Source organism: Micromonospora sp. WMMC273, from assembly GCF_027460285.1.
GTDB lineage: Bacteria > Actinomycetota > Actinomycetes > Mycobacteriales > Micromonosporaceae > Micromonospora > Micromonospora aurantiaca.
Genome location: NZ_JAPZBE010000001.1, coordinates 6,282,034 through 6,306,042, shown reverse-complemented (window position 1 = coordinate 6,306,042; position 24,009 = coordinate 6,282,034). Strand labels below are relative to the sequence as shown.

The following is a 24,009-nucleotide window of genomic DNA, read 5'->3' as shown; positions in this document are numbered from 1 at the left end:
AAGGAATGGGGAGGAACCGTGGTGCACGAGAACGACGACCGGGCCCACGTACCGGGCCGACCGCAGGTGCCGCAGCGGGACGTCGAGCCGCTGTGGCCGCCGGAGGAGACCGACGCGGCGGCGGCCACGATCCCGCCGTGGGCGTCGGTGCCCTGGCCGCTCCCGTCGGCCGACGCTCCCACGCCGGTGGCGGCGGACGTCCCGGCGCCACCGGCACCGGCAGCGGCGGACGTCCCCGCGCCCCAGGCACCGGCAGCGGCTGATGTCCCGGCAACCACGCCCACCTCCGGCACTGCCGGAGCGGCTACCGCGGGCGACGGCGCCGGGAACGGACGGCCCGCCTCGCCGTGGGCGCAGCCGCCGCAGCGGGCCGGGTCGGACTCCGCCACCACGCCGGACCCGCTTCCCGTCGAGGCAGCAGCTCCGCCGGCCGAGGCGGCGGAGGCCGACGGCACCGCGTCCGGCCGCGCCACCGTGGCGCCGCCCCCGCCTCCTGACGCCCTCCCCGAGGACGGCACGGTGTCCGGCCGCGCCACTGTCACCCCGGCACCGTCCCCACCGTCCGACGCCCTCCCCGCCGACGGCGTCGCCGCGGGCCGGGCCACCGTCGCCGGGACGCAGCCGTCACCGGAATCCGGTACGGGACCGGCAGGGCCGGGCGCGTCCGAGCAGACGCCCCGCCTCGGGCCGTTCCCGCCGTCGCCGGGCGTGCCGGCGCAGCCGTCCCCGTACGGCAACGGCTACCCGCCGTCCGCGTACCAGCCGCAACCTGGTCAGCCCGGCTGGTACCCGCCGCCCGGCTGGACGCCCCAGGCCGGCGAGCCGCAGCCGGGCGGCCCGCTGCCGCCGCAGGCGCCGGTGTCGGGCCCGGTGGTGCCGCCACCGCCGCCTCAGCCCGGAGCGCCCCACCCGGAGCAGGGCTGGACACCGCAGCAGGCGGTACCCCCGACCGCCGAGGACTTCGCCCGCCGCCGCCAGGCCCGGCCGGTCGACCCGGTGGCCACGATGGGCGTACGCGCGGTGGTCAACAAGATCGGGCTGGTCCGGCTCCCGCCCGGGCGGCACGAGCAGGAGATGAAGCGCGACATCGAGATGGTCCGCCGCAACTTCGGCGGGCTGCGCCAGGTGACGGTGGTCAACCCGAAGGGCGGCGCCGGCAAGACGGTGGCGATCCTGCTGCTCGCCATGACGTTCGGGCAGAAGCGCGGCGGATACGTGCTGGCCTGGGACAACAACGAGACCCAGGGCACCCTGGGCATGCGGGCCCAGCAGGACTTCCACGCCCGTACGGTGCGGGACATGCTGCGGGACCTGGCCCAGTTCCAGGGGCCGCACGGCCGGGTGGGCGACCTGTCGCAGTACGTCCGCTCGCAGGGCGAGGGCATGTTCGACGTGCTCGCCTCGGACGAGTCGGCGACCGGCGGCGAGATGCTCACCGCCGCCGCGTTCGCGGAGATCCGCGAGGTGGTCAGCCGCTTCTACAAGCTGATCTTCGTGGACACCGGCAACAACGTCCGGGCGCAGAACTGGCAGGCCGCGATGGACGCCACCGACCAGCTCGTGGTGACCATGTCGGCCCGTAACGACTCGGCCGAGACCGCCGCCCGGATGCTCGACCACCTGGAGCAGAGCGGCCGGCAGCGGCTGGTACGCCAGGCGGTCACAGTGGTCTCGATGCCGCCGTCCCGCAAGGAGATCGACCTGCCCGCGATCCAGGCCCACTTCGCGGCGCGGACCCGGGCGGTGCTGCTGGCACCGTACGAGCGGCTCATCGACACCGGCGAGCCGCTGCGGTACGGGCAGCTCTCCTCCGCCACCCGGGACGCCTGGCTGAAGATCGCCGCGTCGGTGGCGGAAGGGCTGTAGGACGGGCGCGACGGCCGACCACGAGAGGGCCGGCCGTCGCGGCAGTGGTCAGTCGCCGGAGAGCGCGTCTCCGGCGGCCGGGTCGCAGTCGCGGAGGAACTGGGCGCACCGGGCCGCCTCGTCCGCCTCGCCGATCTCCCCCGCGGCGCGGGACAGCACGTAGAGGCAGCGGAGGAAGCCCCGGTTGGGCTTGTGCGACCAGGGCACCGGGCCGTGGCCCTTCCAGCCGCTGCGGCGCAGCTGGTCGAGGCCCCGGTGATAGCCGGTGCGGGCGTACGCGTACGCCGTCACGACCTGACCCGCGGCGAGCGAGCGGCCGGCCAGCGCGGCCCAGGCCGCACTGTAGGTCGGGAAACGGGCCGCGACCTCGGCGTACGCCTCGTCGGTGCCCTGCTCGGCCGCCGCCGCCAGCGCGGCGTCGGCCTCCTCGTGGGTCGGGAGCAGGGTGGCCGGTGGCTCAGGCAACAGGTTCTGCATCGCCCCATTCAACCCGCTTCGCCCACGGGTACGCGAGGGGCCCCGCCCGGACGGTTGGCTGAACGGCTGAGGGTTTCGTCACGCCTGCGGCGGGAGCACACGTACCCGCGGCCCATGCCGCCGCCGTGGTTCTTGCACTACAAATACAGATCCGGAGCCTCCCCAGGACCCGGTTATGCAGGAGCCCGGCGGCGTGCCCGCCGGGCTCCTGTCGTTCCCCGCCCCGGTTTCGGCACTTGCCGTGCGGGGGCAGGATGACCTGGTGCCGACCCCACCACCCGCGGACGTCATCGAGCCGCACGCGCCCCACGTCAACGAGATCGAGACCCGCACCGCGTTCGAGCAGCGGCTGGCCGGGGGCACCCTGGCCGGCCTGACCGTGCAGGGCCTGCGCCTCGACCTCGACCCGGTACCCGACCTGCGCGACGTCGACGTCACCGGCACGCTCTTCGTGGGCTGCCGCTTCGCCGGCCGGGAGGTGGGCGCGGACCTGGTCCGCCGGGGCGCCAACGTGGTCCCGCCGTTCTCCGGGCTGCCGTATCCGACCCAGCCGTCGCACCTCTACACCGCCGACGAGCTGGCCGCCGGGTTCGCCGAGGGCGGGTTCGCCGAGATGTACGACACCCGGGTGTACGCGCACTTCCGGGCACACGGCGGCGCGCTGCCCGACGTACGCGAGGCGCTCGGGCAGCGACTGCACGACCACGGTGTGGACAACGCGCTCGCCGACGCCACCCGGTCGTGGCTGGCCGCCCACGGGCCGCAGTCGGTGGTGGGGGTGATGGGCGGGCACGCGGTGCCGCGCGGCAGCGTCGCGTACCGGATGGCCGCGGTGCTGGGCTGGGAGCTGGCGCGGGCCGACCGCCTGGTGGTCACCGGCGGCGGTCCGGGCGTGATGGAGGCGGCGAACCTCGGCGCGTTCCTCGCGGCCTGGCCGGCCGAGGAGCTGTCCGCCGCGATCGACGTGCTCGCCGTCGCGCCGGACTTCACCGACCACGACCGGTACACGGCGGCGGCGCTGGCGGTGCGCAAGCGGTACGCGGACGGCACGTCGCTGCCCTCGCCCCGCCCGTCGGCGCCGGGCACCGAGTGGGCCCGTTCCGGCGGGCTGGCCATCCCCACCTGGCTGTACGGCCACGAGCCGGCGAACCTGTTCGCGGGCCGGATCGCGAAGTACTTCTCCAACGCCATCCGGGAGGACACCATCCTGCGGCTGGCCCGGGGCGGGATCGTGTTCGCGCCCGGCAAGGCCGGCACCGTGCAGGAGGTGTTCCAGGCGGCCACCAAGACGTTCTACGGCACCGACGGGGCGAGCGGGGCGTACGTCTTCCTGGACCGCACGTACTGGACCACCGAGCTGCCGGTGGAGTCGCTGCTGCGGCCGCTGTTCGCCGCGTCCCCGTTCGGCGACCTGTCGCACACGATCCACCTGACCGACGACGTCCGCGAGGCCGTCCGGGTGCTGACCGGCGGGTGAGACACGGAAGGCCGGCCCCGTCCGGGTGCCGGCCTTCCGTTCACGCGCGGGGCGTCACTTCATGGTGGTACCGGTGGAGCGCAGGTGCTCGCAGGCCTCGACCACGCGGGCGGCCATGCCGGCCTCGGCGGCCTTGCCCCAGACGCGCGGGTCGTACATCTTCTTGTTGCCGACCTCGCCGTCGACCTTCAGCACGCCGTCGTAGTTGCGGAACATGTGGTCCGCGACCGGGCGGGTGAAGGTGTACTGGGTGTCGGTGTCGATGTTCATCTTCACCACGCCGTAGTCCAACGCCTCCCGGATCTCCGACAGCAGCGAGCCGGAGCCGCCGTGGAAGACCAGGCTGAGCGGCTTGTCCTTGCCGTACTTGGCGCCCACCGCCACCTGGATGTCGTGCAGCACCGAGGGGCGCAGCTTGACGTTGCCCGGCTTGTAGACGCCGTGCACGTTGCCGAAGGTCAGCGCCGCCATGTAGCGGCCCTTCTCGCCCAGGCCGAGCGCGTCGACCATCGCCAGGCCGTCCTCGACGGTGGTGTAGAGCTTGTCGTTGATGGCGTTCTCGACGCCGTCCTCCTCGCCGCCGACGACGCCGACCTCGATCTCGAGGACGATCTTGCCCTTGGCGGCCTCGGCGAGGAGCTGCTCGGCGATCTCCAGGTTCTCCGCCACCGGCACGGCCGAGCCGTCCCACATGTGCGACTGGAACAGCGGCTCCTGGCCGTTCTTGACGCGCTCCTGCGAGATGGCCATCAGCGGCCGGACGAACTTGTCCAGCTTGTCCTTCGGGCAGTGGTCGGTGTGCAGCGCGATGTTCACCGGGTACTTCTTGGCGACCTCGTGCGCGTACGCGGCGAACGCCGTCGCGCCGGTCACCATGTCCTTCACGGACGGGCCGGACAGGTACTCCGCACCACCGGTGGAGACCTGGATGATGCCGTCGCTCTCCGCGTCGGCGAAGCCCTTGAGCGCCGCGTTCAGCGTCTGCGAGGAGGTCACGTTGATCGCGGGGTACGCGTACCGGCCGGCCTTGGCCCGGTCCAGCATCTCCGCGTAAGCCTCGGGGGAAGCGATGGGCATGTCGAACGCTCCTTACTTACCGCTCTCGGCCGTGCAGGCCGCTGTCTTCCATGGGCGCGACCCGTTCCGGTCGCTCACGTCCACGGTTGCGCCGGACCGCGCTGTCCACCGCGGGCAGTATCCCGCAGGAGCGTGAGCGGGGCACAACCGGCCCGGACGCCGCTCACCGGTTCTCCAGCCGGTCCGGTACGACGACGCTGATCAGCCAGCTCACCACCGCGACCACGATGGCGCCCCAGAAGGCGGCCCAGAAGCCGTCCACGTGGAACGGGAGCTTCAGCACCCCGGCGATCCAGTCGGTCAGCAGGAACAGCAGCGCGTTCACCACGAGCGCGAACAGGCCGAGCGTGAGCAGGTAGAACACGCAGCCGAACACCTTGATGAGCGGCTTGAGCACCGCGTTCACGACACCGAAGACCAGTGCCACCACGATCAGGGTGAGCACGTTGCTGCCGGTGTTGCGGCCGCTCACCTCCACTCCGGGCACGATCAGGGTCGCGATCCACAACGCGACCGCGGTGATCGCCAGTCGGATCAGGAAGCCCATGCCTCCCATCCTGGCACCGGCCGTGCGCCGGGAGCGGGACAATCGCCGACTCCGCCGTTCCGCCCGCCACCCAGCGAGGGCCCGGAGCAGCCCGTACGGTGGTGGGGACGATGCCCGCACGGAGAACAGGGAGGGACGATGGGTCAGCCCGACGAGGACTTCGCCCCCAGTGACCACCTCGCCCCGGAGGAGCGGGATCTGGAGGCCGAACCGGCCGACGCGGTCGAGCAGGCCACCACGGTGACCGACGAGACGGACGGTGAGCCGCACCGGGGCATGGAGGTCGACGACTGGGACGCCATGGAGCAGGCCCGCGTCGTCACCGCCGACGAGGACGACTACCGCTGATCCGGGGCCCGCTCACCGCAGGGCGGTGACCTGTCCCGGGTGGGCGGCGGCCCACTGCGCCAGCCGGTCCGCCCGTAGCGCGTCCAGGAATCCGGGGGCGAGTTCCGGGTCCGGCTCGTACCCGCGGCCGTTCCACTCGTCGCGTACCGGGAAGGCGAGCGCGACCGGCTCCACGGCGGCGGTTCGGCCGCTCGCGGCGGTCAGCACCGGCAGCGACAGATCACCGGTGTCGATCGTGACGGCCGATCCGATCCGTAGGAGCAGCCGGCCGAGCTGCGCCGGATCGGTCGCCGTGCCCTGCTCCCGCAGTTGGCGGAGCAGGCCGGCGGCGTAGCGGGCCGCGTTGCGGTCCCGGTCCAGCCCACCGTCGCGCAGCCCGTACCGCTGCCGCAGCAGGTCCACCGCCGCCGCGCCGTCGAGCCGCTGACATCCGGCCGGGAACCGCCGCTCGGTGTGCACCGAACGCACCGGCGCCGGCAGGCAGACCGGCACGCCGCCGACCGCGTCGGTCAGCTCGCGCGCCCCCGGGTACGTGAGCACCGCGCCGGCGTCGACGCGTACCCCGGTCAGCCGGGCGACCGCCTCGCGGGTCGCCCGGTAGCCGGCGGCCAGGTCGGTGCCCGACCCGGCGGCGCGGGAGAACGTCGCGTTGAGCTTCTCCGTCCCGCCCTGCGGCGGCACCGGCACCAGCAGGTCACGCGGGAACGACACGAGATAGAGCCGGCTCCGGTCGGCCGGCAGGTGCACCAGCAGCACCGAGTCGGCGCGCCGGCTGCCGACCGGCTGGTCGACGCCGAGCAGCAGCAGGTTCAGTGCGCCGCCGGGCTCGGGCACCGGCGTGGCGAGCGGGGGCGCCGCCGTGGGCGCCGGCGGCCGGGGCGCCATCGCGGTGAAACCGACGAGCGCGACGGCGGCGACCGCCAGCGCCGTGCCGGCCAGGCGTACGCGCCGGCGGCGCCGACGGCGGATGATCACCGCCCGGTCGACGGCGGCCCGGACCGGGCCGACGGGCGGGGTCGACTCCTCGAGGCGGGCGAACGCGGCCCGCAGCTCGTCCTCGATCATCAGGAGACCTCCACGAGTTCGGCTCGGAGGGTGGCCAGCGCACGCGAGATGCTGGACCGGACGGTGCCGACGGCGCAGCCGAGCACCTCGGCGATCTCCCCGTCCGGCAGGTCCTCGTAGTAGCGCAGCACCAGCGCGGCGCGCTGACGCCGGGGCAACCGGGACAGCCAGGACCGGATCTGGTCCCGGTCCGCCGCGGACTGGGCGTGGTCGGCCGGCGCGGGCACCGATTCGTCCGCCGCGCCGCGCAGCAGCACCCGCCGCGCCCACGATCCGCGCCGCCAGTCGATGAACTGGTTGGTGAGCATCCGGCGCACGTACCGCTCCGGGGCGTCGGTGCGGGCCACCCGCCGCCAGTTGAGCTGGACCCGGACCAGGGTGTCCTGCACCAGATCCTGCGCCTGGTGCGGGTCCCCGGTCAGCATGACCGCGTACCGCAGCAGGGCGCCCAACCGCGCGTCGGCGAACTCCTCGTACGTCACTGCACCTCCCGGTGTCCGATTGATGGACGGTTCCGGGCAGGTGGAACATTGCGGTGGCGCCGATCATCCGTTCGGTCAATATTCATGATGTGGGACAACGCGATCCTTTAAGGAATCCTTAAGCTCCGGGGGCTCCACCTGATCACCCCACGGGAGGACCCCCCACATGCTCAGCAACTCCACCCGGCGCTGGTTCGCCGGGTTGGGCGTCGCAGGCGCGTTCGTCGCCGCCTCCGCCACCCCCGCCCTCGCGGCGGACGCGCCGTTCGAGGTCGTCACGCACGACCTGCTCGTCGCCCCGGGCCACCTGGGTTACGGCTCGCTCTTCGCGCACGTGTCCGACGGCGAGTCGGAGCCCAAGTTCGGCCGGACCACGATCGACATCGACTTCTCCGCGGTCTCGGGCTTCGCCACCGTCGAGCCGGCGTGGGACTGGACCTGCGACGTCTCCTCCACCAAGATGCACTGCGAGGCGGACCTCGCCGACGGCGACGAGCCCTGGTTCGACTACCTGGTCAACGGCAAGGACACCGCCGAGCCGGGCCAGAAGGGCGCACTGAAGATCAGCGTCACGTCGGGCGGCAAGACCGCCACCGGTACGGCCGGCGTCACCATCGCCGAGGGCGTCGACCTGGTGAGCGACCCGACCGTCGAGGCGAGCGGCGCCCCCGGCGGCCGCGCCGCCGTGCCGGGTGTCGTCCGCAACGGCGGCGACACCACAGTCGACGGGACGGTGCTCGTCGTGCAGGCCGACTGGCTCGCGTCGTACGGCGGGAACTTCTCCAACTGCCGGGCTCAGGAAGACGGGTTCTACGCCTTCTGCGCCTTCGACACGAAGATCGAGCCGGGCCGGTCGTACAAGCTCTCCGAGGACCTTCCGATCAAGCTGCGGCCGGAGACGCGTACCGGCGCCCGGTTCCCGGTCTACCTCGACTGGTGGACCACCGACGACTTCGACCAGGCGTTCGAGGACTGGCTCGACGAGGTCAAGCCCGGCACGGGCCCCGAGCTGCGTCTGGTCGAGAAGTCGGTGCAGGCCGCGCGGGTGCCGCAGACCGACCTGGACCAGATGAACAACTTCACTGTCGCGACCGTGAAGGTCACCGGTGACAACCCGGCCGACCTCGCCGCCGAGGGCGCCACCGCCACCGGGAAGAAGGGCGACGTCGTCACTGTCGCGCCGAGCTTCACCAACCTGGGTCCGGCCACGCTGGAGTACCTGGGCCAGGGCACCCCGGGCATCCGCCTGGAGGACCTGCCGGTCCGGGTCACCGTCCCGGCCGGCACGACCGCCGTCGAGGCGCCGTACGACTGCGTGCCGTTCCTGCCCACGAAGGAGTGGGACCCGTGGACCGCGAACTGGGGTGAGCCGGGCGCCAAGGAGTACGCCTGCCAGGTCACCGAGAGCCCCAGGGGCATGAAGAACCCGTACGAGTTCCGCCTTCGCGTCGACACGGTGACCGCGAACGCGACCGGCAGCTTCACCACGAAGCTCGCCGGCGACCCGAACGGCAAGAACGACACCGCCGCGATCGTCATCAACCCGGCCGGCGGCACCCCCGGCACGCCCGGTGACCCGGGCGACGGTGGCCAGGGCGGCGGTGACGGCGGCACGCTGCCGATCACCGGTTCCGCCACCGGCCTGATCGCCGGCATCGGCGCGCTGCTGCTCGCCGCCGGTGTGGTCGGCTACGTGCTGACCCGCCGCCGCAAGACCCGCTTCGTCGCCTGACCCACGCGACACCAGGTGCCCCGCCGACCCAGAGGTCGGCGGGGCACCGCCATATAGAAGAAGGACATCCAGCAGCACGGCTCCGACAAGCCGGGCCACGTCAGGTTTCCGGGGAGCCCGGCCCGCGCAGGGATCAAGCCTGACCGCCCGGAGCGGGTCGGGCTCCCCGGAAACCCCACGACACGAGCCAACAAACCAAGAGATCATCGACAAGTGCTGCTGACCCTCACCACGACCCACCGTCCGGCGACCGACCTCGGCCACCTCCTGGTGAAGCATCCGGACCGCGTGCAGAGCTTCGACCTGCCCGCCGGGTCCGCGCATGTGTTCTACCCGGAGGCGGACGAGGCGCGCTGCACGGCGGCGCTGCTGGTCGAGGTCGATCCGCTGAAGCTGGGCGGCGGCCGGAAGAACCGCGCGCCGGAGGGCTTCGCGCTCGGACAGTACGTGAACGACCGCCCGTACGCGGCGTCGAGCCTGCTCTCGTCGGCGCTGGCGAAGGTGTTCCGCTCCGCCCTGCGCGGCGAGTCGCGCGACCGTCCCGAGCTGGCGGCGAGCGCGATCCCGCTGACCGTACGGGTGCCGGTGCTGCGCTGCCGGGGCGGCGCCGAGCTGGCGGTACGGATCTTCGCCCCGCTGGGCTGGACCGTGACTGCCACCCCGATCCCGCTCGACGAGGCGTACCCGGACTGGGGCGAGAGCCGCTACGTCGACCTGACGCTGACCGGCACGCTGCGGCTCGCGGACGCCCTCAACCACCTGTACGTGCTGCTGCCGGTGCTCGACGACGCGAAGCACTACTGGGTGGCGCCGGACGAGGTGGACAAGCTGCTGCGCGCCGGCGCCGGCTGGCTGGCGGGTCATCCGGAGCGGGGCCTGATCACGCGCCGCTACCTGGCGCACCGCCGGGCGCTCGCGGGCGAGGCGATGGCCCGGCTCACCGAGCTGCGGCTGGCCGACGAGCCGCCCGCCGACGACAGCATCGAGCCGTCGACCGGAGAGCCGGCCGAGTCGTCGGGCGGCGGGGCCGGGACGGCGGAGGACGTCCGCCGGGCCTCGCTGGCGGTACGGCGTCGGGAGGCGGTGCTGGCCGCGCTGCGGGACAGCGGCGCGAGCCGGGTGCTGGACCTGGGCTGCGGTGGCGGCGCGCTGCTCACCGCGCTGGTCGCCGACCGGCGGTTCACCGAGGTGGTGGGCGTCGACGTGTCGGACCGGTCGCTCGGTCTGGCCGCCCGGCGGCTGCGCCTGGACCGTCTTCCGGAGCGGCAGCGGGACCGGATCCGGCTGTGGCAGTCCGCGCTGACCTACCGGGACGATCGGCTCCGGGGGTACGACGCGGCGGTGCTGATGGAGGTCGTCGAGCACCTCGACCCGCCGCGCCTGCCGGCGCTGGAGGACGCGGTGTTCGGCCACGCCCGGCCGGGCACGGTGGTGGTGACCACCCCGAACGTGGAGTACAACGTGCGCTACGAGGGGCTCGAGCCGGGCCGGTTCCGGCACGCGGACCACCGGTTCGAGTGGACCCGGGCCGAGTTCGCCGCCTGGGTGGACCGGGTGGCGGCGGCGCACGGCTACACGGCGGTGCTCAGCGGCGTCGGCGACGACGACCCGGAGGTCGGCACGCCGACCCAGATGGCGGTGCTCACCCGCGCCGACCGCGACGAAAGCACCGGCCGGCGCGACCGGGCCGACCGGAACAACCGGAACGACAGCAACGACCGGAAGGAGGCGACGAACCGATGACCGTCCTGGACATCCCCGAGCTGGCACTGGTGGCGCTCGTCGGCGTCTCCGGCTCCGGCAAGTCCACGTTCGCCCGGCGGCACTTCGCGCCCAGCCAGGTGCTCTCCTCGGACACGTTCCGCGGCCTGGTGGCCGACGACGAGAACGACCAGTCCGCGTCCGCCGACGCGTTCGACGCGCTGCACCACGTCGCCGCCATCCGGCTGCGGCGCGGCCTGCTCACCGTGGTCGACGCGACGAACCTCCAGCCGCACGCCCGCGCCGGGCTGATCCGGGTGGCCCGGGAGCACGACGTGCTGCCGGTGGCGATCGTGCTGGACGTGCCGGAGGCGGTGGCCTGGGAGCGTACCGAGGCGCGCGCCGACCGCACGCACGGCCGGCAGGTGCTCAACCGGATGCGCCGCGACCTGCGGCAGTCGTACGGGCGGCTGGCCCGCGAGGGTTTCCGCAAGGTGCACGTGCTGCGCGGGGTGGACGAGATCGACGCCGCGGAGATCCGCTACGAGAAGCTGTTCAACGACCGGCGCGAGCTGACCGGTCCGTTCGACGTGGTCGGGGACGTGCACGGGTGCCGTACCGAGCTGGAGGCGCTGCTGTCCCGGCTCGGCTACGTGCTGCGGCACGACGACGCGGGCCGCCCGGTGGACGCGGCACACCCGTCGGGGCGTACCGCGGTGTTCGTCGGAGACCTGGTGGACCGCGGCCCGGACTCGCCCGGCGTGCTCCGCCTGGTGATGGGCATGGTGGCGGCCGGCCACGCGATCTGCGTGCCGGGCAACCACGAGCAGAAGCTGCTGCGCAAGCTGCGCGGCCGGGACGTCAAGCTGACCCACGGCCTGGCCGAGACGATGGAGCAGCTCGCCGCCGAGCCGCCGGAGTTCGTCACCGGGGTGGAGACGTTCATCGACGGGCTGGTCAGCCACTACGTGCTCGACGGCGGCCGGCTCGTGGTGGCGCACGCCGGGCTGAAGGAGGCATACCACGGACGGGCGTCCGGCCGGGTGCGGTCGTTCGCGCTCTACGGCGAGACCACCGGCGAGACCGACGAGTACGGCCTGCCGGTGCGCTACCCGTGGGCGCGGGACTACCGGGGTTCGGCGATGGTCGTGTACGGGCACACGCCGACGCCCGAGCCGGAGTGGGTGAACAACACCATCTGCCTGGACACCGGTTGCGTGTTCGGCGGGCAGCTCACCGCGCTGCGCTACCCGGAGAAGGAGCTGGTGGCCGTCCCGGCGGTCAAGGAGTGGTACGCCCCGGCCCGCCCGCTGGTCCCGGTCGCACCGTCACGGCCGGACACCGTGCTGGACCTGGCCGACGTCACCGGGCGACGGCATCTCACCCACGCGTACGGGTCGCTCACAGTGCCGGCCGAGAACGCCGCCGCCGCGCTGGAGGTGATGAGCCGGTTCGCGGTCGACCCGGGCCGGCTGGTGTGGCTGCCGCCGACAATGGCGCCCTGCTCCACGTCGACAGTGGACGGGTTCCTGGAACACCCGGCCGAGGCGTTCGCCGACTACCGCGCGGCGGGCGTCGACCGGGTGGTCTGCGAGGAGAAGCACATGGGCTCGCGGGCGGTGCTGCTCGTGGAGCGCAAGCCGGGCCGCTTCGGCGGCGGGGTGGTGCACACCCGTACCGGCAGGCCGTTCTTCGGCCCGCCGCTCGACGACGAGTTGCTGGCCCGGGTGCGCGCCGCGGTCACCACCGCCGGCCTCTGGGCCGAGCTGGGCACCGACTGGCTGCTGCTCGACGCCGAGCTGCTGCCCTGGTCGGCGAAGGCGGGCGGGCTGATCCGCGAGCAGTACGCCGGGGTCGGCGCGGCCGGGCGGGCCGCGCTGCCCGCGGTGCTCGCCGCGCTGGACACCGCCGCCGGGCGCGGGATGCCGGTGGACACGCTGCGCAACCGGATGGCCGGGCGGGCCGCCGAGGTCACCGCCTACTCGGCTGCCTACCGGGCGTACGTCCGGCCGACCGACGGGCTGCGCGGGGTGACGCTGGCGCCGTTCGCGGTGCTGGCCGGGGCCGGGGTGAGCTACGCCGACCGCGACCACGGCTGGCACCTGGCGCTGGCCGACCGGCTCTGCGCCGCCGACCCGGAGTTCTTCACCCCGACCCGACGCCGGGTGGTGGACCTGGCCGACGAGTCGGCGGTGGCCGACGCCACCGAGTGGTGGCTGACGCTCACCGCGGCCGGCGGCGAGGGCATGGTGGTCAAGCCGTACGCGGGCCTGGCCGCCCGTTCGCCGAAGGGCTCGCTGCTCCAGCCGGGGATCAAGTGCCGAGGGCGGGAGTACCTGCGGATCATCTACGGTCCCGGGTACACCGGGGCGGCGCAGCTCGCCGCGTTGCGCCGCCGGTCGCTGGGGCGCAAGCGCGGGCTCGCCCTGCGGGAGCACGGCCTCGGCTTGGCCGCCCTGGACGCGCTGGCCGAGGACGCTCCGCTCTGGCGCCGCCACGAGCTGGTGTTCGCGATCCTCGCCTGCGAGTCCGAGCCGGTGGACCCCCGCCTCTGACGACGACGCCCGGTCCGGCCGATATGCCGGACCGGGCCGGGGTACCCTGTGTGGCCGTGGACACAGCAGAGAAGACCCGGATGTTCTCCGAGAGCGTGGCATTGAACCCGCTCGACCCGAAGGACCTCATCCACACCTTCGGCATGATCGGCGTCTGGGTGATCCTCTTCGCCGAGACGGGGCTGCTGGTCGGCTTCTTCTTCCCGGGTGACTCGCTGCTGTTCCTGGCCGGGGTGGCCGCCTCACCGGTGGCCGACGCCATCTTCGGCGACGGCACCCGCCTGTCCCTGGCCGGTCTGCTGATCGGCGGTCCGATCTGCGCCATCGTCGGCGCCCAGCTAGGGCACTGGCTCGGCGCCCGGTACGGCCGCCGCATGTTCGAGAAGCCCAACTCCCGGCTGTTCAAGCGGGAGTACGTGGAGAAGGCGGAGTACTACTTCCAGAAGTTCGGCCCGGCGAAGGCCGTGGTGCTGGCCCGGTTCATCCCGATCGTGCGGACGTTCCTCAACCCGGTGGCCGGGGTGCTCGGCATGCCGGCCCGCCAGTTCTTCGTGTGGAACGTGGTGGGCGCGGTCCTCTGGGTGGACGGCATCCTGCTGGTCGGCTACCTGCTGGCCCGGCAGATCTACGACGCCATCGGCGACAAGATCGACAGGTACATCCTGCCGGTGGTCGCACTGATCATCGTGATCTCGGTGCTGCCGATCTTCTTCGAGTTCCTCCGCGACCGGCGGGCGCGCAAGCGCGGCGAGGCGGTCGCCGTCATCACCGCGGCGACGATGGCCGGCACTGTGGAGGCGGCCCGGGAGAGCATCGAGGAGCACCGCCCCGGTCACGGTGACGGGCACGGCGGTCAGCACCGCCACTGAGCACGTACGGACGCCGAAGGCCGGCCCTCGGACGAGGACCGGCCTTCGACATCACTGCTCCAGCCGGGTCACACGGACGACGACAGCCGTCACCGTGCGCTGATGGCGCCACCCCTCGCACGCCACCGGTCACCCGGTCGGGACGACCCTCGTTCGGGCCGGCCCGGAGGTTTCAGCGAGCCTTCTTCGTGGCCCGCTTCCGCGGCGGGGTGAGCAGATCCGCGATCGTGGCGATCGCGGACGGCACCAGCCGGTAGTACGCCCAGACCCCGCGCTTCTCCCGCTCCAGCAAGCCGGCCTCGGTGAGGATTCGCAGGTGGTGGCTGACCGTCGGCTGCGAGAGGCCGAGCGGCGCGGTGAGGTCACACACGCACGCCTCCCCCTCGGGAGCCGACTGGATCAGGCTGAGCAGCCGCAGCCGAGCGGGGTCCGCAAGGGCCTTGAGGACCCCCGCAAGCCGCTCGGCGTCGGCGCGTTCGATCGGCTCGCCGGCAAGCGGCGAGATCTGAGGCATGGTCATTTCAGCCAACGCAGTTCCCACGTATTCCATCCTTCCACCAGCAGCATCGATCCGCCTGCATATCAGCAGATCCGAATCGGCAAACTTTTACGCCACAAGGCCGAGGTCAGCCAACGTATAGGCCGCCCGATAGGGCAATCCGGCGGCTCGCACCGTGTCGCCGGCACCTCGATCAACAATAACCGCCACACCCACCACCTCGGCCCCTGCCTCACGCAATGCCTCGACGGCCGTCAACACACTTCCACCGGTGGTGGAGGTGTCCTCGACCGCGAGCACCCGTCGCCCGGAGACGTCCGGCCCCTCGATCCGGCGCTGGAGACCGTGGGCCTTGCCCTCCTTGCGGACGACGAAGGCGTCGACCGCGCGGCCGGTGCCCGCCGAGGCGTGCAGCATGGCGGCGGCCACCGGATCGGCGCCCAGGGTCAGGCCGCCGACCGCGTCGTACGCCCAGTCGGCGGTGAGGTCACGCATGACCCGACCGATCAACGGAGCCGCCTCGTGATGGAGCGTGACGCGGCGCAGGTCCACGTACCAGTCCGCCTCGCGGCCCGACGAGAGCACCACCCGGCCGTGCACCACAGCAAGGTCAGTGATGAATTTGCGCAGGTCGTCGTGGTCGCCCATGGCCCCAGAGCGTACTTCGCAAGTCTGAGCGCCGTGTTTCGGGTCCGCCCTGGTCAACCCTGCGGGCGACCGACGGGTGGCGATGAGCGGCTACGCTGTGCGACCGTCCATCCCGGCCGGCCACCGAACCGGCTCGGGTGCGTACCTCGCCGGTCAGCCGCGCTGCCGGCCGACCGCGCCCCGGGTGTCCCGCCGGAAGCCGCGCAGCAGCCGCTTGGGCGCGTGCCGCAGCCCGGCCACCGCCACCTTGTACTTCCAGTCCGGGACACTGACGGACTTACCTTTATGCAGGTCACGGAGCCCTTCGGCGACCACATCGTCGGCTCGCAGCCAGGCCCAGGCGGGCAGGCGCGACATGTCGATGCCCGCGCGTTCGTGATTTCCGGTTCGCGTGTAGCCGGGACAGAGCGCCATCACGCGCACACCCAGCGGCGCGACGGACTGGCCGATCGATTCACTGAAATTCGTCACCCACGCCTTGCTGGCCGAGTACGTGGATCCCGGCATGGGGACACCGAAGCCCGCGACGGAAGAGACATTAATCACTGCGCCGTGGCCTCGTTCGGTCATCGGGCCCAGGGCGGCGTGGGTCAGACGCAGCACCGCGAGCACGTTGAGCCGCACCAGCCGCGCCTCGTCCGCCACCGACGACCGGACGAACGACGTGTTCAGACTGATGCCGGCGTTGTTGACGAGCAGCTCGATCGGCGTACCGGCGGTCAGCCGCTGTTCGACCGCCGCGCAGCCGTCCTCGGTGGACAGATCGGCGGCGATCGTCTCGGCGTCGCCGCCGTGCCGGCCGGTCAGCTCGGCCGCCAGCGCGTCGAGCCGGGCGGCGTCCCGGGCCACCAGGACGAGGTCCCAGCCGTCCGCGGCCAGCCGGCGGGCGAACGCCTCGCCGATGCCGAGGCTGGCGCCGGTGACCAGGGCACGGCGCCGGGAGGGGTCGGTGTCACCGGTCATCGGCGGTCCTCCGGAGGTGGCGGGAACCCACCCGGCGGGGGCGCGGGCGGTGCGGACGGGGGCGGTGCGGGCCGCTCGTACGGCGACGGGCCGGAGGCGGGCGGCGCGGAGGCGGGCGGGTTCAGGCCGGGTGGCGGTCCCCAGGGCGTCGGCCCGGGGGCGGTCGCGCCGGACACGGTCGAGCCGTAGCCGGACAGCCGCAGCGGTGCGGTACGACGACGCAGGAACGCGCCGGACGGCGGCAGCGTGAGCAGCACGGCGACCACCAGGTAGCCGAGGATCTGCGCCGCCGACAGCGTCGCGTTCACCGGGATCCACCAGGACGGGTAGGCGTCGCCGACGAGGCCCAGCAGCTCTGCGGTGATCCGGTCGTCCGCGCCGAGCCGCAGCGGGGCGGCGCGCTGGCCGACCAGCACCGCCAGCCCGCAGCAACCGCAGAGCAGGCCGGTCCCGGCCACCACCCAGGTCGCCGTGCGGGCGCCGGACCGGCCGGCGAGCAGACCGAGCGCGAGCCCGGCGAGCAGCAGCCCGGCGAGCACGCCGAGCACGGCGGCCAGCACTGTGGAGCCGCGCAGCAGGCCGGCCACCTGGTCGATGTCGCCGCCGCTCGCGCCGGTCCGTTCCGCCGCCGCGTCCCGGAACCGGCCCACCGTGCCGCCACCGACGGCCAGGTTGACCACCGCGTACGCCACGGCACCGACCGCCATCGCCAGCAGCAGCGCCGCCGCGGCGACGACCGTGCCCGGCCGGCGGGGTGCGGCCCGTTCGGGGTACGACACGACTGATCCCTCCGGTAGGCGTCGGCTTGCAACCTACTCGGAGGGATCGTCGGCGTCGCTGTAATCCGGACGTCAACTTCCGGATGGCGGCTCCGGATCGCGGCGCTCACCCGGCTGACCGCCCGGCGCGGACGGCGGCTGACCACCGGCGGACGGCGGCTGACCACCGGGCGCCGACGGCGGCGTGCCGGGAGCCGGCGGGTACGGCGGGTACGCCGGGTCGCCCGACTGGCCCGGGTGCGACGGGTACGCCGGGTAGGCGCCACCGGGCACCGGCGGCTCCCAGCCGGCCTTGGGCTTGCGGAAGAACTCGTTCGCCTGCGGCAGCGCCAGCAGGATCAGCGCGGCCAGCAGGGCGAGCAGCGCGACCAGGCCCAGCAGCAGGTTGACCGGGGTGTACCAGGACGGAAGCGCGTCCTCCAGCCGGCGCTGGATCTCCTCCGAGCTGGGCACGTCACCGGTGGTGTTGCCGCCGCCGGTCATGCCGCCGGTGAGACCGGTCAGCAGCCCGCCGCCGGTGCAGCAGAACAGGATGCCGCCCAGCACCCAGGTGGTGATCCGGGAGCCGTTCTTGCCCCGGTTGTTCAACAGCGCGAGGACGACGAGGCCGGCCGCGATCAGCAGCGACACGATGGCCGTGATGATGCTGAACGCGTACGCGATGTCGGCGGCCGACTCGGCCGAGGTGCCCGCGTAGGCGTCGGCGAGAACATCGCGGATCTTGCCGACGACTGCGAGTGCCACGATCAGGTTCAGCACCTGGATCGCGGCGACGAGGATGAGCAGCCAACTGGAGAGCGTCACCACGCCGGGACGCGTGCGGGGCGGGGTGCCCGGAGCATCGACCATGATTCTCCCTTCCTGGATCAGATGCCCACCGTAGCGATCTTCCACCAGGTCAGCACGCCGGAATGGCTCACCTCTCGGCGGCGCGCCGCAACCGGCGGTGCTCGGCGGTGACCACGCCGAGCAGGGCGAGATCGAGCGCGACGGCGGAGACCGCGCCGAACTGGTTCACCGTGAAGTTGAAGACCTGGCCGAACAGCAGGTCGACGAGGAGCGCCAGCTTGAACAGGCGGAACGCCTCGGCCCGGTTACGCCGCAGCAGCCAGGCGGCCCACAGACCGAGCACCGCGGTGACGAGCGCGGTGGCGCTGACGCCGAGCACCGCGCCCCACTCCCGTTCCTGGTCCAGGTGCCCGGTCACGCCGTCGAGGAACACCGCCACCACTGTCAGCACCGGCTCGACGACCAGGTAGACCACCACCGGCCAGACCAGCCAGCGGCGTCCGGCCGCCCAGACGGCGAGACGCCGGGCCCGGTCCGCCGCCCGCTGCCAGAGCGGCACCGGCGGCGGTTCCCGATGGGGTACGGCGTCCAGCAGGTGCGCCACCGCCGTCTCGGTGGCCGGTCCGGTGCCCTGCACGAGCCGCAGCACGGCGATCCGGCGGCGATCCGTCAGTCCGCCCGGCAGGCCGCTGAGCACCATGTCCAGCGCGTTCGCGGTGCGTTCGGCGGGGGTCAGCCGGGACCGGCCGGTGCGTCCGCGTACCGCCTGGGTGAGCAGGACCAGCAGAGCGAACGCGACGTAGATGATGGCGGCGGCGGGAGCGTAGAAGTAGTCGGTGCCGGTGGTGACGAACTTGCCCACCTCGTCGATGAAGAGTCCGAAGCCGATGCCGCCGATCACCGCCCCGCCGCTGCGGGCGCCGCCGCCGAGGAAGACGAGCGGGATGCCCAGGCCGACGGCGAGCAGCAGGCCGCCCCAGAGGACGTGCGCGATGTGCAGCCCGCCGCCGCCGAGCTGTGGATAGTCGGTGGCCTTCAGGTACGCCCGCACGGCCAGCACGGTGACCACGCCGGAGAGCACGAACGCCTGGAGGTAGGAGGCCGCCTCGACCGCCCGGGTCGGCAGCCGGCGGACCAGCCAGCCGATCCCCGGTCGGTGGCGCGACGACGATTCGGGTGGCATGTCCCGAAACCTAGTAGCCGCGCCACTCCTCGCGGGCGTAGTCCAGCACCCTCGGCCGCAACAGCGTGGAGGCCGGTACGTCGATCCGGGCCCGGTCGGCGGGGAACGTGCCGGCGGCGGCCAGCACCGCCGGGGTGAGGAACCGCAGCGGCGGCGGATCGTCCGGCAGCGCCAGCTCGGGCGCGACGTCACCCGGCGCGGCGAGCACGAACCCCCAGTCGCCGAAGCTCGGCACGTCGACGTGGTAGGGCACGGTGGCGAAGCCCGCCTCGCGGATCGACCGCTCGATCGACCAGTACGACCGGGGCGCGAAGTAGGGCGACCCGGACTGCACGACGAGCCGCCCGCCGGGGGCCAGCACCGGCCGGATCAGCGTGTAGAACTCGATCGTGTAGAGCTTCGCGGTGGCCGTCTCGTCCGGGTCGGGCAGGTCGGCGATCACCACGTCGAAGCGGTCCGTGGCGGTACGCAGCCACGCGAACGCGTCCAGGTTGAGCACCCGCACCCGGGGGTCGGTGAGCGACTCCCGGTTCAGCTCACGCAGCTGCGGCTCGCGGCGGGCCAGCTCGACCACCGCCGGGTCGAGGTCGACGAGCGTCACCGAGCGCACGTCCGGGTACTTGAGGAGCTCCCGCGCGGCCAGCCCGTCCCCGGCGCCGAGCACCAGCACGTCGCCGTGCGCCCCGCGCATCGCCGGGTGCACGAGCGCCTCGTGGTAGCGGTACTCGTCGATCGAGCTGAACTGGAGGTCGCCGTTGAGGAACAGCCGCAGGTCGGTGTCGGAGTGGCCGGGCTCGCGCACCGAGCGGGTCAGCACGATCTCCTGGTAGCGGCTGCGCTCGGCGTGCACCACCGGGTCGCGGTAGAGCTGCTGGCGGGTCGTCACCTCGAAGTCGTGCGCGGTCACCCACGCGTACCCGAGGAGCAGACCGACCACGACGGTGGCGGCGCCGAGCGCGGCCCGCGCCCGACGGCTGAGGTCGGACCGGAACACGGTGAAGACGAGCACCACGCCGGCGACCGCGTTCACCGCGCCCACCACGAGCGCGCCCTTGAGCTGGCCGAAGACCGGGATCAGCAGGAACGGGAACGCCAGCCCGCCGAGCAGCGCGCCCACGTAGTCGGCGGCGAACAGGTCGGCCACCGCGCTGCCCGCGGACTGCTCCCGGATGCGTTGCAGCATCACCATCAGCAGCGGGATCTCCGCGCCGATCAGCAGGCCGAGCACGAACGCGGTGCCGACGAGCGCCGGGCCGTACAGGTCGAGCCAGGCGAACGCGGCGTAGAGGCCGAGCACGGAGAGGCCGCCGAGCAGCGCCAGCGTCAGCTCGATCACCGCGAACGAGACCACCGCCCGGGACTGCAACGGCTTCGCCACCAGCGCGCCGACGCCCATCGCGAAGACCATCACGCCGAGCACGATCGACGCCTGGCCGACCGTGTCGCCGATCAGGTAGCTGCCGAGCGCCACAAGCGCCAGCTCGTACACCAGGCCGCAGGCCGCGCACACGAAGACCGCGAGCAGGACCGCCGAGCGGGCCAGGCGCCACCGCGGCCGTGCGGCCACGTCGGCGGTCACCGTCTGCTCCGGGTACGTCCGGCGGCTCCCGCCCCGGCGCGCTGCGCGGGCACCCGTACCCGGTGGTTGCGGCGCTGTCGCACGCCCACGGCGAGGAACAGCGCGGCGAGCAGGAACAGGCCGACCGAGCTGAGGACGTAGATCCAGCGGTCCCGCCAGAAGTCGTTTCCGGCGTCCGGCAGCGGGGCGGCGGCCGTCGACGGCGCGGCGGTGGGCGTCGCGGCCGGCTCGGCGAGCCCGCGCTCGGCGGCGAGCAGCGGCAGGATCGTGGCGGCCCGGGTGACGGCCCAGCCCGGGTCGTCGACGAACGCGTCCTCGTCCAGCCCGAAGCGGCCCAGCCGGGTCTCGATCGCGGCGAGGTCGGCGAACTCGATGTCGTCCGACCCCTTGATCCGGATCGTGGCGGAGTCCTCCGACTCGCTGCTCGACGAGGTGTACCTGACGTTCGCGGAGACCGCGATCCAGCGCGCGCAGCCGGGCGCGTCGACGACTGTGGTGCCGTCGCCGAGGTTGGAGCCGACGCTCACCTCGTCGTACACGTCGAGCAGTTCCCAGCCGTAGCAGATGCCCTGGCTGCCGGCGGCGGCCCGGAGGATCGGCACGGTGCCGGAGCGCTCGTCGGCGGCCGGCGCGGGAACCGAGGTGTCCGAGTCGCCGCCGAACGCGCCGATGGCGCAGACGACCACCACGACCCCGACGACCACGGACCAGATCACCGTCTGGGTGCGCTTGTCCTTCCCCGCCGAATGCTGTGCGGGCTTGCCGCTCATCAGATGATCGCGGCCGCGATGATCGCACCGGTGGCGAGGTGCACGGTGGCGGAGACCCACACCGCCGGGTGCGGCTCCGGGTCCACGAGCAGCTCACCGAGCTTGCCCGGGGTGGCCACGTCGAGCAGCACGAACGCCGCCGCCATGATCACCAGACCGAGGATGCCGTACGCGGCGGCACCGACCAGCCCCAGCGTGAAGTCGTCGTCGCTGGCGACGATCGCGGCGACCACGATCGTGCCCACCCCGAGCAGGTTGGACGAGAGCAGCAGCGCCGCGTTGCGGTTGCGCTCGGTCCAGATCAGCTCGTGGAGCTTGCCGGGGGTGGCCAGGTCGACCAGGACGTAGCCGATCGCCATCAGGACGACGCCGACCGCGCCGTAGGCGAGGGTGACCAGCAGGTCGGTGACGAGATGCTGCACGGGAGACTCCAGGGTGAGGGGGTCGGAGGGGCTACTTGCCGGAACCGGGGCCGCCGCCCCGGACCGTGCTGCCTCGGCCCCAGCCCCAGCTGTTGCCGACGACGTTGTGGTACCGGGGGTAGGCGGTGGTCATCTTCTCCAGCAGGATCACCGAGCCGACGGCGAGCGGGAGGATCACCACCGAGTCGTCGTCGTAGCGCAGGTAGACGCCGCTGCCGTCGACGTACTGGTCGGCCGGCTTCCAGGCGTCGGTGATCTGCTTGGACACGTCGCTCGGCGCCTTGTTCGAGGTGTACGCGATCGCGTTCGAGCCGATGTCCCGCCCGGTGGCGCGGGAGAAGTTGTCCTCCACGTAGCCGCGGGGCGAGAAGTTGCCGTAGAAGATCGTGAAGGCGGCGATGAGCGCGCCGATGACGGCGACCGCCACGCCCACCACGAACCACCGTCGGTACGTCACAGCTCCTCCACCACCGTCTCGGTCAGGACCAGCTCGTTCGTCTGCGGGTAGGCGTGCCAGGTGCGCCAGGCGAGCGCGCCGTCCGGCGGGCCGGGCCGCACGGAGAGCGCGGTGACCGCGTCCTCGTCACCGGGGAAGACGCCGATCAGCGCGTACGGGTCCTCGGCCAGCTCGGCGCGCAGCGCCGCGACCCGGGTACGCAGGCCGTCGCCCTCCGGCCGGAGCACAGTGGCGAGGAACCGGTAGCCGGCCGTCTCGTCGTGCAGCGTGCCGGGCAGGTGCGGCGGGCGGCCGGGCAGGCAGGCGACCGTCTCGGTGAGCCCGCCGAGCACCACCTGGTGGGAGGCGCCGAGCAGGCGCAGCCGCAGCCGGGGCAGGCCGGGCAGGTCGATGTCGCGTACGGCCAGCGCCGGCAGCTCCGGGCCGCCCAGGGCCAGGCTCAGATCGGCGGCGCTGGTGTCGACGTACGGCGCGTCCAGACAGACGAGCACGTCAGCGCACCGTCTCCGGGCCGCCCTGCGGGTAGATCATCACCTCGGCGCGGCGCAACTCCTCGCCGAGGTTGACCTCCCAGCCGGCCTCCCCGTACGCCTCGAACGACAGCCGTGCGCCGCCGGGCGCCTGGTAGTCGTAGTAGCGCATGGTGCCGTGCGGGTCGAGGCCGGTGCCCTCGGTCGCGGTGTAGCGGGCCTGGCCCGACTCGTCCCAGTTGTAGCGTCGGCCGGCCATCTCCAGCGTCGGGGCGCCGGGCGTCACGGTGGCCCCCGGCTCGCTGGTCCAGAGCACCATCTCCAGGTCCGGGTCGGACTCGACGGAGAGCCAGCGCTTCACGCCGCCCGCGTCGTCGAGCAGGTGCTCCGCCCAGCTCCAGCCGCCCTCGACCAGGTGCACCGAGCCGCGCACGGTGTACGGCACCGTACGGATCTCGACGATGTCACCGGGCTTGAGGGCGCGCGGGTCACCACGCAGCGCGTCGGCGTCCCGGTCCCGGAACGGATCACCCGGCGCCGCCTTCGTCTTCGGGTGGGACGCCGACCGGGACTTCCGTACCGCGATGACAGCGATCACCACACCGGCCACCCCGACGAGGCACCCCAGCGTGGTCACCACGTACGCCAACGAACCGTTCACTACCGCCTCCCCCAACGCGCTCGGCGGGAACGGTAACAACCGCACGCACGCCTTCTGAAGTCCTGTTCGCTGAGTGTGCGCTCAGCTACCTTCGGCACCGGCGAGCCGGTCGACGGCGTATTCGCCCAGCGTGGCGCGGCCCATGAGGCAGCCGGAGAACGTGGTGAACTCGCCGTCGTCGCCGCGCAGCCGCGTCCAGGCGTCCCGCCCGGCGGCCGGGTCGACAGCCTCCAGCAATGTGGCCGCGTACGCCCGGCCGGCCGGCGAACCCTTGCGGAGCAACCTGTCGACCCGCTTGCGGGCCGCCTCCGGGTGCTCCCGCAACCCCTGTTCCAGCGTCCGGTACGCCTCGGTCGCGGGCAGGATCTGCCCGGCCAGCCCCACCCCGCCGAAGGCGAGGGTGTCCGCGTCGTCGAGTTCCCGCGCCGCCGCGTCCAGTTCCCGTTCCCAGCTCCCGCTCATGCCCCACTATGTGCCCACCCCACCAACCCCTCACCCCTCCCTGCCCTCCGCCCCCGCCCCGGTCCCTCGCCCTCCCCGGTGATCGCCAGGGGCGGGGCGGGGACGGGGAAGGCCCGGCCGGGACGGCCGGG

At 73.1% G+C, this 24,009-nt stretch carries 25 protein-coding genes; 7 read left to right on the top strand and 18 right to left on the bottom strand.

Annotated elements, in window-relative coordinates; all coding sequences use genetic code 11:
- Positions 1–18 precede the first annotated feature (18 nt).
- Positions 19–1,866 (top strand): MinD/ParA family ATP-binding protein, encoded by a 1,848-nt coding sequence (locus O7611_RS29365; RefSeq protein ID WP_194800166.1) that lies wholly within the window; start codon positions 19–21, stop codon positions 1,864–1,866.
- Between the two features lie 48 nt (positions 1,867–1,914).
- Here the strand turns inward: O7611_RS29365 and O7611_RS29360 are convergent, their stop codons facing one another.
- A complete protein-coding gene (locus O7611_RS29360) occupies positions 1,915–2,343 on the bottom strand; it encodes a DUF3151 domain-containing protein (protein ID WP_194800167.1) in 429 nt (142 codons plus the stop codon).
- A gap of 262 nt (positions 2,344–2,605) precedes the next feature.
- Here O7611_RS29360 and O7611_RS29355 point away from each other — a divergent pair, with 262 nt between their 5' ends.
- A complete protein-coding gene (locus O7611_RS29355; RefSeq protein WP_194800168.1) occupies positions 2,606–3,820 on the top strand; it encodes an LOG family protein in 1,215 nt (404 codons plus the stop codon).
- A gap of 54 nt (positions 3,821–3,874) precedes the next feature.
- Here the strand turns inward: O7611_RS29355 and fbaA are convergent, their stop codons facing one another.
- Together fbaA and O7611_RS29345 are read right to left on the bottom strand one after the other, a co-directional pair.
- A complete protein-coding gene (gene fbaA, locus O7611_RS29350) occupies positions 3,875–4,897 on the bottom strand; it encodes a class II fructose-bisphosphate aldolase (protein ID WP_194800169.1) in 1,023 nt (340 codons plus the stop codon).
- A gap of 163 nt (positions 4,898–5,060) precedes the next feature.
- Entirely contained in the window at positions 5,061–5,444 is a 384-nt protein-coding gene (locus tag O7611_RS29345) for a phage holin family protein (protein WP_135242722.1), read from the bottom strand.
- A gap of 138 nt (positions 5,445–5,582) precedes the next feature.
- Between O7611_RS29345 and O7611_RS29340 the strand changes: the two genes are divergently transcribed.
- Positions 5,583–5,792: a hypothetical protein gene (locus O7611_RS29340; RefSeq protein WP_120572362.1), complete on the top strand. Its 210-nt coding sequence runs from the start codon at positions 5,583–5,585 to the stop codon at positions 5,790–5,792.
- 12 nt (positions 5,793–5,804) lie between these two features.
- On the opposite strand, the gene O7611_RS29335 is transcribed toward O7611_RS29340, so the two are convergent.
- Both O7611_RS29335 and O7611_RS29330 read right to left on the bottom strand, forming a co-directional pair.
- On the bottom strand, positions 5,805–6,857 hold the full coding sequence (locus tag O7611_RS29335) for an LCP family protein (RefSeq protein ID WP_269697921.1): 1,053 nt from the start codon (positions 6,855–6,857) through the stop codon (positions 5,805–5,807).
- Complete coding sequence (locus O7611_RS29330; RefSeq protein ID WP_269697920.1) at positions 6,857–7,339, bottom strand: SigE family RNA polymerase sigma factor; 483 nt, start codon at positions 7,337–7,339, stop codon at positions 6,857–6,859. The genes O7611_RS29335 and O7611_RS29330 overlap by 1 nt, the downstream gene beginning before the upstream one ends.
- 166 nt (positions 7,340–7,505) lie before the next feature.
- Between O7611_RS29330 and O7611_RS29325 the strand changes: the two genes are divergently transcribed.
- The 4 genes from O7611_RS29325 (at position 7,506) to O7611_RS29310 (ending at position 14,196) form a co-directional block, all read left to right on the top strand.
- Positions 7,506–9,071: an LPXTG cell wall anchor domain-containing protein gene (locus O7611_RS29325; protein ID WP_194800172.1), complete on the top strand. Its 1,566-nt coding sequence runs from the start codon at positions 7,506–7,508 to the stop codon at positions 9,069–9,071.
- Between the two features lie 213 nt (positions 9,072–9,284).
- Entirely contained in the window at positions 9,285–10,814 is a 1,530-nt protein-coding gene (locus O7611_RS29320) for a 3' terminal RNA ribose 2'-O-methyltransferase Hen1 (RefSeq protein WP_194800173.1), read from the top strand.
- Positions 10,811–13,327, top strand: coding sequence for a polynucleotide kinase-phosphatase (locus O7611_RS29315; protein ID WP_194800174.1), 2,517 nt, complete (start codon positions 10,811–10,813; stop codon positions 13,325–13,327). Before O7611_RS29320 ends, O7611_RS29315 begins: the two co-directional genes overlap by 4 nt.
- A 23-nt stretch (positions 13,328–13,350) precedes the next feature.
- Entirely contained in the window at positions 13,351–14,196 is an 846-nt protein-coding gene (locus O7611_RS29310) for a DedA family protein (RefSeq protein ID WP_194800175.1), read from the top strand.
- Between the two features lie 172 nt (positions 14,197–14,368).
- On the opposite strand, the gene O7611_RS29305 is transcribed toward O7611_RS29310, so the two are convergent.
- The 13 genes from O7611_RS29305 to O7611_RS29245 form a co-directional block, all read right to left on the bottom strand.
- Positions 14,369–14,746: an ArsR/SmtB family transcription factor gene (locus tag O7611_RS29305; protein WP_007454255.1), complete on the bottom strand. Its 378-nt coding sequence runs from the start codon at positions 14,744–14,746 to the stop codon at positions 14,369–14,371.
- A gap of 57 nt (positions 14,747–14,803) precedes the next feature.
- The gene (pyrE, locus tag O7611_RS29300; protein WP_091413808.1) at positions 14,804–15,343 is read right to left on the bottom strand and encodes an orotate phosphoribosyltransferase; all 540 of its coding nucleotides are present in this window, start codon (positions 15,341–15,343) and stop codon (positions 14,804–14,806) included.
- 153 nt (positions 15,344–15,496) lie between these two features.
- Positions 15,497–16,306: an SDR family NAD(P)-dependent oxidoreductase gene (locus tag O7611_RS29295; protein ID WP_194800176.1), complete on the bottom strand. Its 810-nt coding sequence runs from the start codon at positions 16,304–16,306 to the stop codon at positions 15,497–15,499.
- Positions 16,303–17,085, bottom strand: coding sequence for a hypothetical protein (locus tag O7611_RS29290; protein ID WP_194800177.1), 783 nt, complete (start codon positions 17,083–17,085; stop codon positions 16,303–16,305). The genes O7611_RS29295 and O7611_RS29290 overlap by 4 nt, the downstream gene beginning before the upstream one ends.
- A 72-nt stretch (positions 17,086–17,157) precedes the next feature.
- A complete protein-coding gene (locus tag O7611_RS29285) occupies positions 17,158–17,934 on the bottom strand; it encodes a hypothetical protein (protein ID WP_194800178.1) in 777 nt (258 codons plus the stop codon).
- Positions 17,935–18,001: 67 nt separating this feature from the next.
- Positions 18,002–19,000: a hypothetical protein gene (locus O7611_RS29280; RefSeq protein ID WP_269698183.1), complete on the bottom strand. Its 999-nt coding sequence runs from the start codon at positions 18,998–19,000 to the stop codon at positions 18,002–18,004.
- A gap of 67 nt (positions 19,001–19,067) precedes the next feature.
- Complete coding sequence (locus O7611_RS29275) at positions 19,068–20,636, bottom strand: polyamine aminopropyltransferase (RefSeq protein WP_269697919.1); 1,569 nt, start codon at positions 20,634–20,636, stop codon at positions 19,068–19,070.
- Positions 20,633–21,406: a hypothetical protein gene (locus tag O7611_RS29270; RefSeq protein WP_269697918.1), complete on the bottom strand. Its 774-nt coding sequence runs from the start codon at positions 21,404–21,406 to the stop codon at positions 20,633–20,635. The genes O7611_RS29275 and O7611_RS29270 overlap by 4 nt, the downstream gene beginning before the upstream one ends.
- Entirely contained in the window at positions 21,406–21,828 is a 423-nt protein-coding gene (locus O7611_RS29265) for a DUF350 domain-containing protein (RefSeq protein ID WP_030269725.1), read from the bottom strand. Before O7611_RS29265 ends, O7611_RS29270 begins: the two co-directional genes overlap by 1 nt.
- 31 nt (positions 21,829–21,859) lie before the next feature.
- The gene (locus O7611_RS29260) at positions 21,860–22,285 is read right to left on the bottom strand and encodes a DUF4247 domain-containing protein (protein ID WP_194800181.1); all 426 of its coding nucleotides are present in this window, start codon (positions 22,283–22,285) and stop codon (positions 21,860–21,862) included.
- Positions 22,282–22,776 (bottom strand): DUF2617 family protein, encoded by a 495-nt coding sequence (locus tag O7611_RS29255; protein WP_269697917.1) that lies wholly within the window; start codon positions 22,774–22,776, stop codon positions 22,282–22,284. The genes O7611_RS29260 and O7611_RS29255 overlap by 4 nt, the downstream gene beginning before the upstream one ends.
- A gap of 1 nt (position 22,777) precedes the next feature.
- Positions 22,778–23,416 carry a DUF4178 domain-containing protein gene (locus O7611_RS29250; RefSeq protein WP_269697916.1) on the bottom strand — a complete coding sequence of 213 codons (639 nt, stop codon included), beginning with the start codon at positions 23,414–23,416 and terminating at the stop codon, positions 22,778–22,780.
- A gap of 81 nt (positions 23,417–23,497) precedes the next feature.
- Positions 23,498–23,878 (bottom strand): hypothetical protein, encoded by a 381-nt coding sequence (locus tag O7611_RS29245; RefSeq protein ID WP_269697915.1) that lies wholly within the window; start codon positions 23,876–23,878, stop codon positions 23,498–23,500.
- Positions 23,879–24,009 lie beyond the last annotated feature (131 nt).

Coding starts and splice junctions, on each gene's coding strand:
- O7611_RS29360 (WP_194800167.1), bottom strand. CDS start 2,343: ATGCAGAACCTGTTGCCTGAGCCACCGGCCACCCTGCTCCCGACCCAC.
- fbaA (WP_194800169.1), bottom strand. CDS start 4,897: ATGCCCATCGCTTCCCCCGAGGCTTACGCGGAGATGCTGGACCGGGCC.
- O7611_RS29345 (WP_135242722.1), bottom strand. CDS start 5,444: ATGGGCTTCCTGATCCGACTGGCGATCACCGCGGTCGCGTTGTGGATC.
- O7611_RS29340 (WP_120572362.1), top strand. CDS start 5,583: ATGGGTCAGCCCGACGAGGACTTCGCCCCCAGTGACCACCTCGCCCCG.
- O7611_RS29335 (WP_269697921.1), bottom strand. CDS start 6,857: ATGATCGAGGACGAGCTGCGGGCCGCGTTCGCCCGCCTCGAGGAGTCG.
- O7611_RS29325 (WP_194800172.1), top strand. CDS start 7,506: ATGCTCAGCAACTCCACCCGGCGCTGGTTCGCCGGGTTGGGCGTCGCA.
- O7611_RS29315 (WP_194800174.1), top strand. CDS start 10,811: ATGACCGTCCTGGACATCCCCGAGCTGGCACTGGTGGCGCTCGTCGGC.
- O7611_RS29310 (WP_194800175.1), top strand. CDS start 13,351: ATGCCGGACCGGGCCGGGGTACCCTGTGTGGCCGTGGACACAGCAGAG.
- O7611_RS29305 (WP_007454255.1), bottom strand. CDS start 14,746: ATGGAATACGTGGGAACTGCGTTGGCTGAAATGACCATGCCTCAGATC.
- pyrE (WP_091413808.1), bottom strand. CDS start 15,343: ATGGGCGACCACGACGACCTGCGCAAATTCATCACTGACCTTGCTGTG.
- O7611_RS29295 (WP_194800176.1), bottom strand. CDS start 16,306: ATGACCGGTGACACCGACCCCTCCCGGCGCCGTGCCCTGGTCACCGGC.
- O7611_RS29285 (WP_194800178.1), bottom strand. CDS start 17,934: ATGGTCGATGCTCCGGGCACCCCGCCCCGCACGCGTCCCGGCGTGGTG.
- O7611_RS29270 (WP_269697918.1), bottom strand. CDS start 21,406: ATGAGCGGCAAGCCCGCACAGCATTCGGCGGGGAAGGACAAGCGCACC.
- O7611_RS29245 (WP_269697915.1), bottom strand. CDS start 23,878: ATGAGCGGGAGCTGGGAACGGGAACTGGACGCGGCGGCGCGGGAACTC.